General features: G+C 28.3%; 13 protein-coding genes. 10 read left to right on the forward strand and 3 right to left on the reverse strand.

Going from position 1 to position 14,247, the window contains the following annotated elements:
* Window positions 1–43: 43 nt before the first annotated feature.
* On the reverse strand, window positions 44–1,075 hold the full coding sequence (locus tag LPB137_RS00725; protein ID WP_076083040.1) for a glyceraldehyde 3-phosphate dehydrogenase NAD-binding domain-containing protein: 1,032 nt from the start codon (window positions 1,073–1,075) through the stop codon (window positions 44–46).
* 183 nt (window positions 1,076–1,258) lie between these two features.
* Between LPB137_RS00725 and LPB137_RS00730 the strand changes: the two genes are divergently transcribed.
* Window positions 1,259–1,588 carry a c-type cytochrome gene (locus tag LPB137_RS00730; RefSeq protein ID WP_076083043.1) on the forward strand — a complete coding sequence of 110 codons (330 nt, stop codon included), beginning with the start codon at window positions 1,259–1,261 and terminating at the stop codon, window positions 1,586–1,588.
* On the opposite strand, the gene LPB137_RS00735 is transcribed toward LPB137_RS00730, so the two are convergent.
* Complete coding sequence (locus LPB137_RS00735) at window positions 1,589–2,212, reverse strand: LysE family transporter (protein WP_076083045.1); 624 nt, start codon at window positions 2,210–2,212, stop codon at window positions 1,589–1,591. It abuts the gene before it with no gap.
* A gap of 138 nt (window positions 2,213–2,350) precedes the next feature.
* On the opposite strand from LPB137_RS00735, the gene LPB137_RS00740 reads away from it, so the two are divergent.
* The 4 genes from LPB137_RS00740 to LPB137_RS00755 are packed head-to-tail and all read left to right on the forward strand — an operon-like array spanning window position 2,351 to window position 8,396.
* Window positions 2,351–2,971, forward strand: coding sequence for a TetR/AcrR family transcriptional regulator (locus LPB137_RS00740; protein WP_076083048.1), 621 nt, complete (start codon window positions 2,351–2,353; stop codon window positions 2,969–2,971).
* Window positions 2,961–4,043 (forward strand): efflux RND transporter periplasmic adaptor subunit, encoded by a 1,083-nt coding sequence (locus LPB137_RS00745; RefSeq protein WP_076083051.1) that lies wholly within the window; start codon window positions 2,961–2,963, stop codon window positions 4,041–4,043. Before LPB137_RS00740 ends, LPB137_RS00745 begins: the two co-directional genes overlap by 11 nt.
* 1 nt (window position 4,044) lies before the next feature.
* A complete protein-coding gene (locus LPB137_RS00750; protein ID WP_076083054.1) occupies window positions 4,045–7,092 on the forward strand; it encodes an efflux RND transporter permease subunit in 3,048 nt (1,015 codons plus the stop codon).
* Entirely contained in the window at window positions 7,092–8,396 is a 1,305-nt protein-coding gene (locus LPB137_RS00755; RefSeq protein ID WP_076083057.1) for a dicarboxylate/amino acid:cation symporter, read from the forward strand. Before LPB137_RS00750 ends, LPB137_RS00755 begins: the two co-directional genes overlap by 1 nt.
* A gap of 48 nt (window positions 8,397–8,444) precedes the next feature.
* Here LPB137_RS00755 and LPB137_RS00760 read toward each other — a convergent pair whose 3' ends face one another.
* On the reverse strand, window positions 8,445–9,014 hold the full coding sequence (locus LPB137_RS00760) for a YceI family protein (protein ID WP_076083060.1): 570 nt from the start codon (window positions 9,012–9,014) through the stop codon (window positions 8,445–8,447).
* A gap of 160 nt (window positions 9,015–9,174) precedes the next feature.
* Between LPB137_RS00760 and LPB137_RS00765 the strand changes: the two genes are divergently transcribed.
* Genes LPB137_RS00765 through carA form a run of 5 tightly spaced genes read left to right on the forward strand, consistent with a single transcriptional unit; the run spans window position 9,175 to window position 14,069 of the window.
* Window positions 9,175–10,284 carry a pyridoxal-phosphate-dependent aminotransferase family protein gene (locus tag LPB137_RS00765; protein WP_076083064.1) on the forward strand — a complete coding sequence of 370 codons (1,110 nt, stop codon included), beginning with the start codon at window positions 9,175–9,177 and terminating at the stop codon, window positions 10,282–10,284.
* A 5-nt stretch (window positions 10,285–10,289) separates the two neighbouring features.
* Window positions 10,290–11,135: an ATP phosphoribosyltransferase regulatory subunit gene (locus LPB137_RS00770; RefSeq protein WP_076083067.1), complete on the forward strand. Its 846-nt coding sequence runs from the start codon at window positions 10,290–10,292 to the stop codon at window positions 11,133–11,135.
* A 1-nt stretch (window position 11,136) separates the two neighbouring features.
* Complete coding sequence (locus LPB137_RS00775; protein WP_076083070.1) at window positions 11,137–12,390, forward strand: adenylosuccinate synthase; 1,254 nt, start codon at window positions 11,137–11,139, stop codon at window positions 12,388–12,390.
* A gap of 4 nt (window positions 12,391–12,394) precedes the next feature.
* Window positions 12,395–12,946, forward strand: a complete 552-nt coding sequence (locus LPB137_RS00780; RefSeq protein WP_076083073.1) for a DUF507 family protein — start codon at window positions 12,395–12,397, stop codon at window positions 12,944–12,946.
* Window position 12,947: 1 nt separating this feature from the next.
* Entirely contained in the window at window positions 12,948–14,069 is a 1,122-nt protein-coding gene (gene carA, locus LPB137_RS00785) for a glutamine-hydrolyzing carbamoyl-phosphate synthase small subunit (protein ID WP_076083076.1), read from the forward strand.
* Window positions 14,070–14,247 lie beyond the last annotated feature (178 nt).

Genomic DNA, 14,247 nt, shown 5'->3' on the forward strand with positions numbered 1-14,247 from the left:
TTCAATTTCTTCTTTTAGATTTAAAGCCTAAACTCAAAAGAGTTTAGGCTTTTTTTATGTCCTTATAAAACTTTAAAATATCTACAACTTTTGATGCATAGCCCCATTCATTATCATACCAAAGTAAAAGTTTAATCATTTTTCCATTTTTTACATCTGTATAACGGTGGTCAATAATAGTTGTATATTTTTCTTTTTTAAAATCACTTGAAACTAAAGGTTCATTATTATTTAGCATTACTTTAAATTCTTGATTATTTTCATACTCTTCGAAAATATCGATAATTTCTTCTTTTGAAGAAGCTTTCTCCACAAATAATGTTACGTTTATAGCTCCTACTGTATCAGTTGGAACACGAAGTGAACTTGAAGAAATTAAAGTAGAATTAAACTTAGGTAATACATATGAACAAGCTTTTATAGTTGTAGTTTTGTTTGGAATAATATTTTGTGTAGAAGACCTTCCAAACTCAAAATTATATTCAACATTTCTTGTCTCACTAGCAACAAAACTTCCATCTAAAACTCTTTGATGATTTAGTAAAGGATGAACTGTAACAATATCAGCACACAATATTTGCTTTTTATCATCAAGTAGTTTTAGTGCGGGAAGTAGTGCTGTTGCATTACAAGAACTTGTTGAAATTACTTTATGCTCTTTATAATCTAGTTCTTTCTCATTTGCTCCCAAGATTACATTTATGTCAGCTTTTGAGTTTGGATGTGTTAAAAATATAGCTTGGACATCCAAACTTTTTAAAAGTTTTATATCCTCTTTTTTTCCACTTGAATCGATTATAATATCAATATTTGATAAATCAATATCACTTAATGTTTTAAAATTAAGTACTTCTATTTTTGTAAAACTATTTTTTATAAAGTTCTTATTTACAATTTTAAACTTATCCTCTAAAGCTCCATATGTTGAATCATAGTTTATTGAATAAACTATATTTTCAAGGTAAGGATTTATTTCATTAATAGCTAGGATGTCAAAGTCTTTATTTTGCATTAGCTGTTTTAAAACAGCTTTTCCAATTCTTCCTATACCATTTATTAATACTCTTGTTTTCATAAGCTAAAACCTATACAAATTATTTTTTAGGATTGTATCATAAAAGGGAAATTTTGAAAATAGTATTATTTTGATACAATCATCTTTTATATAAGATTTTATTATATTAATTTATAACTTTTTTTGATATAAATCAATAAAAAATCTTTTCATGTTTGCTAAAGTTCTAAGAAAGGATTAAAAATGAAAACGATTATCGTTATGTTTATTGCTTTATTAGGAATAAGCCTTCAAGCAGATGTAGAAAATGGAAAAAAACAATATCTAGCAAATTGCGCTATATGTCATACTGTAAATGGTGGAAGTGCATTTGGAAAAGATTTTAATATTGTATCTTATACAAGAAAAAAAGAAGATATTAAGGCTTATATAAAAGATCCTTATTCTAATTTTGAAAGATTTGGTTATAGCGCAAATGCAATGCCAACATTACCTTTAAAAGAAAAAGATATTGATGATATTACAGATTATATAGACTCTTTACAACCGTTTAAAGTGTGGATGAAGAAATAGTTATGCTCTTTTTGTCATTGACATAAAAATAGCTGCAATTATTAAAAAAGCTCCAGTTATTCTGTTTTGAATTTTCATAGCTTTTACATCTTTTATTAAAAATTTTAGTCTTGAAGCCATAGAAGAGTATCCTGTCATTACAATAATATCAATAACACATAAAGTAAGACAAATTATTCCAAATTGTAGCCATAATGATTCATTAGGATTTAAAAACTGTGGTATGAAAGCTACTAAAAAAACTGTAGCTTTAGGATTAGTTACATTTATAAGAGTTGCACTTACAAAAGCTTTTTTAGCACTATAGTCTTTTATTTGTTCCCCATCTTTGGCCAGTTCTACTTTTTCAAATATTTTAGATAATCCCATATATACTAAGTATAAAACACCAATCCATTTAATTATTGTAAATACTAAAACAGATTTTGCAATAATAGCTCCTAAGCCAATTACAACAATAAATGTTTGGATTAAAAGTCCAGCTTGTAATCCAAAAATAGCAGCATAAGATCTTTTAAGACCATATTTAATTCCATAGTTCATTGAAACAACAGCCCCTGCTCCAGGAGAGATTGAAATAGCAATAGTTGCTAAAAGTAGCGTTAACCAAACATTTAGTTCCATGGAAGTTTCCTTTTTATTTGGCAAATTATATCACAAAAGTATTTTAGAGATATTCCTGTCATATATATTTATTGTAAATTTTATAAAAATGTATTATAATATTATAAAAACTAACCAAACGGTTAGTTAGGATTTGGAATGACAAAAAAAGAGAAAATATTAATCATTGCAGAAGAAGAGTTTGCTAAACATGGTTATGATGCAGTAAGTATGAATGATTTAGTAAAAAAACTTGATATGAATAAAGCTACGATTTATTATCACTATAAAGATAAAAAAAGTTTATATCAGACAATAGTTAAAAAAGCAATTACTAAATCTAATGAAAATATAAAAAAGATATTTGAACAAGAAAAAGAGAATAAAACTCTTTTAAGAGATTATGTAAATGCAATTATTTTAACAATAAAAGAAAATCCTAATATTGTTCCAATTGCTCTGCGAGAATTAGCAAATTTTGGAGCTAATATTGATGAAAGCTTCATTCCTTTTGTTGAAGAAGAAGTTAGTGCTTTACAGAAAGTATTAGATGGTTTTGATTTAAAAGAGGAATATAAAAATATGAATATTTATGCTTTCTATTCTTTTATTACTGGAACTATAAATAGTTTCTATGGCATTCAAATGTCAGACCTTCCTCTTGGAAATGATGAGGATTTAAAACAAAATAGCAAAAAGACTCTAGATTTTATTTCACATTTTATCTCAAATATAATCATAGATGCAATAGTAAAAACAAGGAATCAAAATGAAATATAGAATATTATCAATCTTAGTAGTATCAGCAGTATTATTAACTGGATGTATTAATGAAAAAGAAGAGGTGATAGAAAAACCAAGTACAAAAGTTGTAAAAATACTCGATTTAAAAAATAGCGAGAATTTTTCTAGGTCTTTTTCTTATCCTTCTGAAGTTTATGCTTTTCAAGATTCAAGTTTAGCTTTTGAAGTAAATGGAAAAGTTGTAAAGTTTTATTATAAAGAAGGACAAAAGATAAAAAAAGGTTCTGTTATTGCAAAACTTGATGATGCAATATATAAAGCAAACTATAATGCAGCTCGTGCTAATTACAATCAAGCTCTTGCTGATTATAATAGATATAAAAAACTTTATGAATCAAAATCAGTTGCAAAAATACAGTTTGAAAAACAAAGACAAAACCTACAACTTACAAAAGCAGCTATTCAAGTTGCAAAGAAAAATTTAGATGAAACAAAATTGCTTGCTGAGTTTGATGGAGTTATTGCAAAAAAAATGGTTAATGATTATGCAAGAATTACAGCAAAACAAGCAATTGTAAGACTTCAAGATAATTCATCATATAAAGTTAAGTTCTTTGTTCCTGAAAGTGATATTAGAAAAGTAAAAGGCGAGTTAAGTGTAGAGCATATTGAAAGTTTAGTAGATTTTTATATCACTCTTGGAAATGATAAAGATAAAAAATATAAAGCAAAACTAATAGATATTTCAACAACAGCTGAAAAAGTGACTCGAACATTTGAAGCAACCTTGCAAATGCAAGTTCAAGATAGTGTAACAATTTTACCAGGAATGACTGCACAAGTTAATGTAATTGAAAAAGAACAACATAAAAAAAGAGTTTTTATTCCTTATAAATCAATATTTACAAATACAAATAACAGTTCACTTATTTGGGCAGTTAATGAAGATAATAGGGTATATAAACAAGAGATAAAAATAGGAAATATATCTGGCGATTTAGTTGAGGTTTTAAGTGGACTTGATGGTGTATCAAAAATTGTAACATCAGGAATTAGGTTTTTACAAAACAATGATGAGGTAAAAGCTTATGAGAAAATAGGTGAATAAAATGGATTTTGCAAAATTTAGTTTAAAAAACAAATTGTTAATTTATGTACTTACAATTATAGGTGTTGCCTATGGTTTAATTGTTTATGAGCAAATAGGTAAACTTCAAGATCCTGAATTTACTATAAAAGATGCCTTAGTAATTACAAACTATCCAGGGGCAAGTGCAATTGAAGTAGAAAAAGAAGTTTCAAATAGATTAGAAGAAAGTATTCAAACTCTTCCTTTTGTAAAAAAAATAGTTACAAAAAACTCTTCTGAACAATCTTTTATAATTGTAACTATGAAAGATAAGTATAAAGCTGATGAGTTAAAGCAAATTTGGGATGAATTAAGAAAAAAAGTTACTACAACATATCTGCCTCCAAGAGTTCAAACGCCTTATATAAATGATGATTTTGGTGATGTATATGGAATAATGCTTGCTATTTATGGGGATGAATATACTTATGAAGAATTAAAAGATTATGTAGATTTTTTGAAAAAAGAGTTTATTTTAGTTGATGGAGTTGGTAAGGTCGATACTTATGGAGAACAACAACGTGCTTTAATTGTTGAAATAAATAAAGAAAAATTATCTCAATTAGGTATAACAAAAAACGCAATTATTCAAGAATTAAATTTAAAAAACCTTATTCCTAATTTTGGGAAAATAAATATAGGAACAGAATTTATAAGAGTAAAAGCAGATGGTTTTAAAGATATAAAAGAGCTAGAAAATATTGTAATAAAAGGAAATAATAGTCAAGCTCAAATATTTTTAAAAGACATTGCAGTAATTAAAGATTCATATCAAGAGCCTTATTCAGAGATTTTAAAATATGATGGTCATAAGTCAATTGCTATTGGTATTTCCACTTCTGAAGGTGGAAATGTTGTAAAAATGGGTGAACTTATAAATGAAAAATTAAAACAACTAGAATCAAAAAAACCTCTTGGTATTCAAATAGGAACTATTTCAAATCAAGCTAGTGATGTTTCTTTATCAATAAACTCTTTTATGATAAATTTAGTACAAGCTGTTGCCATTGTAATTGTAGTTCTACTTATATTTATGGGATTAAGATCTGGTTTAATAATAGGAAGTGTTTTACTTGTAACTATTGTTATTACTTTTATTTTTATGCCATTATTTGATGTTTTACTAGAAAGAGTCTCTTTGGGGGCTTTAATTATTGCACTTGGAATGCTTGTTGATAATGCCATTGTTGTAGTTGATGGTATTTTAGTTCGAATAAATAAAGGAATGGATGCAAAAGAAGCTTCAAGTCAAGTCGTAAAACAAACAGCCTTACCACTTCTTGCAGCAACTATTGTAGCAATTCTAGCTTTTGGAGCTATTGGTTTATCTGATGATGCTACAGGTGAGTTTACTCAATCCCTTTTTTATGTTGTATTGATTTCTCTACTTTTATCTTGGGTTACTGCTATGACATTAACTCCAATTTTAGCAGTGCAGTTTTTAAAACCTTCAAATCAAAAGAAAAAAAATAATGAAGAAGAAAAAGAAGAATATACTTCATTTATCTATAAATCATACTCAGCACTTTTAAAATTTGCAATTAATCATAGATTTATCATAATTATAATTGCACTTGCAATGTTTACAGCTTCCATTATGGGCTTTAAATATGTAAAACAAAGTTTTTTCCCTGATTCTTCACGGCCTCAGATTATTGTTGATTATTTTCTTCCTCAAGGAAGTTCGATTGAAACAACATCTAAGTATGTGAGTTCTTTAAATAAAGATATTCTAAATATACATGGAGTTAAGCATATTTCTACTTTTGTAGGAAGTGGTGCATTAAGGTTTCTTCTTACTTATGATCCTGAAAAACCAAATTCTGCTTTTGCCCAAATGTTAATTGATGTAGAAGATTATAAGCACTCTGATAAAATAATTAAAGATATTGAAACTTTAGGAAAAAATAGATACCCAGATATGAATGTATATGGAAAAAAATTTATTTTAGGACCTGGAGGTGGAGGAAAAGTTCAGGCAAAAATATTTGGTAATGATTTAGATAAACTCAGAGTTTATGAAGAAAAAGTTTATAAAATTATAGAACAATCACCATATTCAAAAGGTACTAGAAGCGATTGGAGAAATAAAGTAAAAGTCTTAAAACCTGTGATCTCTTATGAAAAAGCTAATTTAAATGGCATTACAAAAGATTCAATTGCCAATGCAATATTAGATACTTTCCAAGGTAGAACAATTGGGATTTATCGAGATGGGAAAGAGCTTTTACCTATAATTTTAAGATCAACACAAAGTGAAAGAAGTGACATAAAAAATATTGAAAGTATTCAAATATTTTCAAATGTTGCAAATAAAATGATTCCTTTAAAGCAATTAATTACTTCATATGAAACAGTTTTTGAAGATGATATTATTTATAAATATAATAGAACAAGAGCAATTACAATTCACTCAGACCCAATTGAAGGTAAACTTGCAAATGATTTACTTTTTGATGTAAAAGACAAAATTGATAGTATTGATTTTGAAGATGGATATTATGTGCAATGGCATGGACAATATAAAAGTTCAAAAGATTCACAAAAACCAATTATTGAATCTTTACCACTATTTTTTATTATTATGGTTTTAATTATAATTGCGTTATTTAACTCAATTAAAAAAACATTAGTAATTTGGTTGGCTGTTCCTTTCGCACTTATTGGTGTTGTAATTGGTTTACTTGTTATGGATTTACCTTTTGGGTTTATGTCCCTACTTGGTTTTTTATCTCTTTCGGGAATGTTAATTAAAAATGCAATTGTTTTAATTGATGAAATAACACTAGAAAATGAAATAAATAAAATGCCTTTAAACAAAGCCATTCATCATTCAGGAATCAATAGATTAAGAGCTGTTACAATGGCTGCACTTACGACAGCTTTAGGAATGATTCCTTTAGTCTCAGATCCATTTTTTGCATCAATGGCAGTTGTTATAATATTTGGTTTAGTAGTAGCTACTTTCTTAACAATGATTTTAGTTCCTGTATTTTATGCAATAATTTTTAAAGCTGAGAAATTATAATGAAAGACTTATTAAAAAAATTATGGTTTCAAGTAATTATTGGAATGTTTTTAGGTGTAGGAATTGGATTATTACTTTCACCTACTGCTTTTGCTTTAATATCAAAAGACTTAGCTTTTGCAATTGCTCCTTGGGTTGCATTAGTTGGTAATATTTTTTTAGCTTTAATTCAAATGATTGTAATTCCCTTGGTTATGAGTTCAATTATTTTAGGAATTACAAGTGCAGAGGATACTCAAACATTAAAAGTATTAGGTTTGAAAATTGCTCCATATTTTGTATTTACAACAATAACCGCAGTTACAATTGGAATTTGTATAACATATTTTATACAACCAGGAAATTTTGTATCTGCTGATATTATAAATCAAATTTCATCTACACAAGTTGTTTTAAAAGAGACATCAGTTTTAAAGGATATTTCTATTCCTGATATGATTGTTGATTTAATTCCTGTAAATAGTGTAAAAGAAAGACTTGATGGTAATATTTTAGCTTTTGTAATTTTATCTATTTTTATAGGTGTGGCTTTAATGAGTATGAAAGAAGATGATGCAAAACCTTTAAAAGACTTAGCAAAATCTTTACAAGCTTTTTCTCTAACTGTTGTTTCATGGGCTATGAAATTAGCACCATATGCAGTTTTTGGATTGTTATGTAATATCACAATTAAAATTGGTTTTGATGCGATTTCTTCAATGTCGATGTATGTATTTACTGTGATTTTAGGCTTGCTTGCTCTTCTTTGTTTTTATTTGATTATTGTTTATTTAAGTTCAAATATTAAACCTTTAGACTTTTTAAAAAGAATAAGAGAAGTTCAATTAATGGCTTTTTCAACTTCTTCTTCAGCTGCTGTAATGCCTTTGTCTATGAAAACAGCAGAAGAAGAGTTAAATATTCCAAGTCCTATTTCTAAGTTTGTAATACCTTTGGGAGCTACAATTAATATGGATGGAACAGCACTTTATCAAGTAAGTGCTGCAATATTTTTAACACAACTTTTTGGAATTGATTTAGATTTAATTGATGTTGTTATTTTAGCAGTTACAACTGTTGGTGCTTCAATTGGAGCGCCTAGTACTCCCGGAGTTGGAATAATAATACTTGCAACAATTCTTCAAGGTTTAGGTGTACCACCTGATGGGGTTGCACTTATTTTAGGAGTTGATAGAATTTTAGATATGTGTAGAACGACTATAAATGTAACAGGAGATTTAACAGCTACAATTGTTATGAAAAAATTAGTTTCACTTTCAAGTAATTCTGAAGAATTAGCAAGAAAAATAAGTGATAAAAGCTAAGACTTGAGAAGATTAGGGATTTAATTTTAAATCCCTAATTAGCTTAAATTATTGAGCTTTAACACCTGCTAATTCGATGATTAGTTTTACTTTTTCACCAATAGCAACACCACCTGCTTCTAATAAAGAGTTATATTTAATTCCGTAATCAAATCTATTAACCTCTCCTTCAAGTGTAACACCAACTCTAATTTTTCCTCTTGTATCTTTGATTGTTCTTCCACTTGTTTCTACTTCAAGTTCAACGTCTTTTGTAACACCTCTCATAGTAAGTTTTCCAAAAGCTTTATCTCCATCAACTTTATTTAATACAAAAGTAATTTCTGGAAATTGTTCTGCTGCAAAGAAATCAGATTCTTTTAAGTGATTATCTCTTTTTGCATTTGCTGTATTAATAGAAGCTACTTCAACAGTACCTTTTAGAGATTCTAAAACATTTTTAGTTTCGTCATACTCAAATGAACCTTTAAAATTATCAAATTGTCCAGTAACATTTGAAATCATCATGTGTTTTACTTTAAATCCAACACTTGAGTGAGTCTTATCTACATTAAATGTTGCTCCAAAAAGTGCACTTGCTGTTAATATCGATGCTAATCCTAATTTTACTAATTTCATTTTTTTTCCTTTTTATAATTAAGTTTGTTATGTAAAATTTATTATACATATAATCAATAATGATTGTCAAGTTTAATAAGAAGATTTTTTAACCTTTTCATAATAAAGACTTAGATAAAATAATACGTTTTGCTATAAAGAAAGAAATAAGGAAACTAATATGTTATTAACTCCAGGACCTACTCCTGTACCAGAATTCGTAAGAAAAGCCATGGCTGATATTACAATTCATCATAGAACTCCAGAGTTTGAAGCTATTTTTGCCCAAACTAGAGAACTATTATTTGAACTATATGGAATGGATGAAGTTGTAATGCTTGCATCTAGTGGTTCAGGAGCTATGGAAGCTTGTATCACAAACTTAACACACAAAAAAGCCCTTACTATTAATTCAGGAAAATTTGGTGAAAGATTTGGAAAAATATGCAAAGCTTTTGACATTGAATATACTGAAATTAAAAATGAATGGAATAAAGCAGTATCAGTCGAAGAAGTACTGTATGCTTTAGATCAAGACCAAGATATTGATGCAATATTTATTCAAATTTGTGAAAGTGCTGGAGGATTAAGACATCCAGTAGAAGAAATTGCACAAGCTGTTAAAAAGTTGAATAGAGATATATCTATTATTGCTGATGGAATCACTGCAATTGGTGTTGAAAAAATTGATACCTCAAAACTAGATGCTGTAATTACAGGTAGTCAAAAAGCTTTAATGCTTCCACCAGGACTTGCAGTAATTGGTTTATCAAATGATGCAGTTGCAAAAATAGAAAAAAAATCAAGAGGTTTTTATTTTAATTTAGCAACTGAAATTAAACAACAAAGAAAAAATACAACAGCTTGGACAGCTGCCACAACACTTATTATAGGTTTACGAGAAATTTTATCTAATATAAAAGAAAATGGTGGTTTTGATGCACTTTATACTAAAACTGCATTAAGAGCTAAGTCTTCAAGAAAAGCATTAAAAGCAATTGGTTGTGAAATATATCCAACAACTCCTGCTAATTCTATGACTACTGTGTATACAGAACATGCACCAGCTATTAGAAAAATATTAAAAACAAAATATGATGTAAATATAGCAGGTGGACAAGATCATATAAAAACATTAATTTTTAGAATTAATCATATGGGATTAGTTGAAGATAATGAAGCTGCATGGGTTTTAAATGCAGTTGAGTTAGCACTTGATGAATTAAAAATAAGAGAATTTGATGGAACTGCAAATAGAGTATTTTCTACAAATATGTTCAAAGGAAATTAGAATAAATGGTATTTGAACACGAAATTCCTAAAGGAAGCAGATTATATTTCGGAAAAGTAGCGCGAGCTAAAAGAGCTTTAGAAAATAAAGTATGTGCTATTTTAGATGATAAAGGTTTTGAGGAAATTATCACTCCAAACTTTTCATATTCACAACATCAATCAATTGAGAATGAAAAAAAATTAATTAAATTTTCAGATGAAAAAAATGAGCAAGTTGCGTTAAGAGCTGATTCAACACTAGACGTTGTTAGAATTATTTCAAAAAGATTAGGTAGAACTACTGATCACAAAAAATGGTTTTATGTTCAACCTACTTTTACATATCCTTCAACAGAAGAGTATCAAATTGGATGTGAGTGGATAGGTCATAATAATATTGCAGATATTATGAATTTAACTACTGATATTTTAAAAGCTCTTAATGTTGAACCAATTTTACAAGTATCAAATATAAATATTCCAAAGCTTGTTGCAAAAGAATTAAATATTGATATTGATTTATTTAAAAATGGTGAAATAGCATCACTATTTAAATTAAAATGTGATTGGTTAAACAAATTAATAAAAGTAAAAAGTATTGAAGACTTAGAAGGTATTGTAAATATTGTTCCTTCATCAATACAAGACCAATTAAAAAAACTATTAACTAGAGCTAAAGAAGTTAATTATTCAAATATGATTATTGCACCATTATATTATGGTTCATTGAAATATTATGATGGTATTTATTACAGAGTTATTAGTGATAATTTGACAGTGTGTAAAGGTGGAATGTACTCAAGCGAGGGTTCATGTTCATTAGGTTTTGCACTTTATACAGATAGTTTATTAAAAATTTTAGAGGATTAATATGAGTAAAGCAGATTTAATTGTAGGAATACAATGGGGTGACGAAGGTAAAGGTAAGATGGTTGATATGCTTGCCCAAAATTACGATATGGTTTGTAGAAGTCAAGGTGGTCACAATGCTGGACATACAATCTGGGTTGATGGTGTAAGATATGCACTTCATTTAATTCCATCTGGAGTTTTAAATCCTAAAGCTATTAATATTATTGGAAATGGAGTTGTATTATCTCCTGAATCAATTATTAAAGAAATGGAACAATTTGGTGATTTAACTGGAAGATTATTCATTTCAGATAAAGCACATTTAAATTTACCATACCATGCTTTAATTGATCAAGCAAAAGAGAGACTAAAAGGTGATAAGGCTATTGGTACAACTGGAAAAGGAATAGGACCTGCATATGCTGAGAAAATTTCTAGATCAGGATTTAGAGTAGGTGAGTTATTAAACCCTTCTAAATTAACGACTGCAATTTTAGAATACTTTGCACAAAACAGAGCAATTTTTGATGTATTAGAAATTGATACTCCAAAAGAAGATGAATTATTAGAATTATTAACTTCATATAAAGATGCATTAGCACCACTTATTGCAAACACAACAAATATGGTTTGGGATGCAATTGATGCTGATAAAAAAATATTATTAGAAGGTGCTCAAGGTACTTTACTTGATATTGACCATGGAACATATCCATATGTTACTTCTTCTTCAACTGTAAGTGCAGGTGCATGTACAGGTTTAGGAATTAGTCCAAAAGATATTGGAATGGTTACTGGAATTGTTAAAGCATATACAACAAGAGTAGGAAATGGACCTTTCCCATCAGAAGATTTTACAGACGAAGGTCAAAAAATTGCTGATATTGGAAAAGAAGTTGGAGTTACAACAGGTCGAGGTAGAAGATGTGGTTGGTTTGATGCAATTGCAGTAAAACACGCAGCTAGACTTAATGGTTGTGACCAGTTATCATTAATGAAATTAGATGTACTTGATGGTTTCCCAAAAATCAAAATATGTGTAGCATATGATTTAAATGGTGAAAGAATTGATTATATGCCATCTGATTTGGATAATGTAAAACCAATTTATGAAGAGTTTGACGGTTGGGATACACTTGTAGGTGCGAGAGATTATGATGCACTACCTGTTAATGCAAAAAAATATATTGAAAAAATTGAAGAAGTAACATCTGTTAAAGTAGGAATAGTTTCGACTTCACCAGAGAGAGCTGATACAATTATAAGGGGCTAATATCATGAGAATGAAGACACACCATACACCATATATTTCAAGAAGAATTACAAGAGATTTACTTACTTGCGAATTTGTTGAAATTAGAAAAGAAAAACATAGTATTGAAGCTCAAGTTGAAAGAATCTTAGATGAAGATATTGATAAAGAGTATGATTTAGACGAAAAAGTTGATAATATTCTTGATGAACAAGAAGAAGAAATAGAATTCCATAATGCTGATAGAAGACAGCTTTTTTGGATGACTAAAAAAAGATTAGCAAATGATTTTGGTGTAATATTAAATAATGAAGATAGATTTTCAGATATTGCACATCAAATTTTAGATTATTTATGGGATGAAGATTATATTCATTATAGATGTTCAGATAATCAAATTAAAAATGTAATTTTTGCTTCTATTGACCAATTTATGAAAGGTTTTGAAGAAGCAGATTCTGATGTATTAGCAAAACTTAAAACATATAAAAGAAAGCTAATACCGGGAACTGAAGATTATGACGTTGTTTATCATAGATTATATGAAGAAGAATTAATAAAAAGGGGATTGATTTAATATGCAAAAAGTATGGATATATTTAGAAAACGGAACATTTTTAGAAGCTAAGTCATTTGGAGCATCTGGAACATCTGTTGGTGAAATAGTTTTTAATACATCATTAACTGGTTACCAAGAAATTATTTCTGACCCATCTTACGCAGGACAATTTGTAACTTTTACTATGCCAGAAATTGGTAATGTTGGTGTTAATGCAAATGATATGGAAAGTAATACTTGTCACTGTAAAGGTGTATTAGTTAGAAATTACCATAATGATTATTCAAACTATAGAGGTGAAGATAATTTAGATTCATTATTAAAAGAACATAATGTTTTAGGTATTTGTTCTATTGATACAAGATATTTAACTAAAATGTTAAGAGATGAAGGAGCTATGATGATGATAGCTTCTACAGAAATATCTTCAAAAGAAGAACTAGCTAAACAATTAGCAGCATCTCCTAGAATTGAAGATATTAATTATATTGAACAAGTATCAACTAAAGAGCCTTATATTCATAAATTTGGAGCATGGAATCATCAAGAACTATCTTATAACAAAGCTGTTATGAGTGATAAAAAAGTTGTAGTAGTTGATTTTGGAGTTAAAAGAAATATCTTAAATGAATTAGTTGAGTCTGGTCTTGAAGTTGAAGTAATTCCATCTTCATTTAAAGCAGCTGATTTAATAGCAAGATTTGAAGCAAAAGAAATTGGTGGTATTTTCCTTTCAAATGGACCAGGTGATCCTTTAACACTAACAGAAGAAAAAAAGCAAGTTCAATTATTAATTGATGCTAATATTCCAATGTTTGCAATTTGTTTAGGTCATCAAATGTTATCAATTGCTCATGGTTTTGATACATACAAGTTAAAATTTGGACAACATGGTGGTAACCATCCTGTAGCAAATCCAGATAATGTAGTTGAAATAACTGCACAAAATCATAACTATAATGTTCCTGATAATATTATTGAAATAGCAGAAATAACACACCAAAATTTATTTGATAATACAATTGAAGGTGTAAAATATAAAAATAAAGAGATTTTCTCAGTGCAACATCACCCAGAAGCTAGTCCAGGGCCGCATGAGTCGAAGTATATCTTCAACGAATTCGCCAAGATTGTAAAATAAGTCATCTTATTTTTGCAATTTCTGCGTTAAAAGTCTAAATTCACGCGTCACGTACTTGATGTACGCTCCTTATGAATTTAGACTTTTGCCTTGAACTTACAAAAAACAATAACTTCTTTGACAATCTTTTATAAATTTTAAAGGTTGAAGTTTTTATGCAATAAAAAAGGGAAAGAGT

This window comes from Poseidonibacter parvus (genome assembly GCF_001956695.1).
GTDB lineage: Bacteria > Campylobacterota > Campylobacteria > Campylobacterales > Arcobacteraceae > Poseidonibacter > Poseidonibacter parvus.

Coding starts and splice junctions, on each gene's coding strand:
- LPB137_RS00760 (WP_076083060.1), bottom strand. CDS start 9,014: ATGAAATTAGTAAAATTAGGATTAGCATCGATATTAACAGCAAGTGCA.
- LPB137_RS00755 (WP_076083057.1), top strand. CDS start 7,092: ATGAAAGACTTATTAAAAAAATTATGGTTTCAAGTAATTATTGGAATG.
- LPB137_RS00740 (WP_076083048.1), top strand. CDS start 2,351: ATGACAAAAAAAGAGAAAATATTAATCATTGCAGAAGAAGAGTTTGCT.
- LPB137_RS00765 (WP_076083064.1), top strand. CDS start 9,175: ATGTTATTAACTCCAGGACCTACTCCTGTACCAGAATTCGTAAGAAAA.
- carA (WP_076083076.1), top strand. CDS start 12,948: ATGCAAAAAGTATGGATATATTTAGAAAACGGAACATTTTTAGAAGCT.
- LPB137_RS00735 (WP_076083045.1), bottom strand. CDS start 2,212: ATGGAACTAAATGTTTGGTTAACGCTACTTTTAGCAACTATTGCTATT.
- LPB137_RS00750 (WP_076083054.1), top strand. CDS start 4,045: ATGGATTTTGCAAAATTTAGTTTAAAAAACAAATTGTTAATTTATGTA.
- LPB137_RS00780 (WP_076083073.1), top strand. CDS start 12,395: ATGAGAATGAAGACACACCATACACCATATATTTCAAGAAGAATTACA.
- LPB137_RS00730 (WP_076083043.1), top strand. CDS start 1,259: ATGAAAACGATTATCGTTATGTTTATTGCTTTATTAGGAATAAGCCTT.
- LPB137_RS00775 (WP_076083070.1), top strand. CDS start 11,137: ATGAGTAAAGCAGATTTAATTGTAGGAATACAATGGGGTGACGAAGGT.
- LPB137_RS00725 (WP_076083040.1), bottom strand. CDS start 1,075: ATGAAAACAAGAGTATTAATAAATGGTATAGGAAGAATTGGAAAAGCT.
- LPB137_RS00745 (WP_076083051.1), top strand. CDS start 2,961: ATGAAATATAGAATATTATCAATCTTAGTAGTATCAGCAGTATTATTA.
- LPB137_RS00770 (WP_076083067.1), top strand. CDS start 10,290: ATGGTATTTGAACACGAAATTCCTAAAGGAAGCAGATTATATTTCGGA.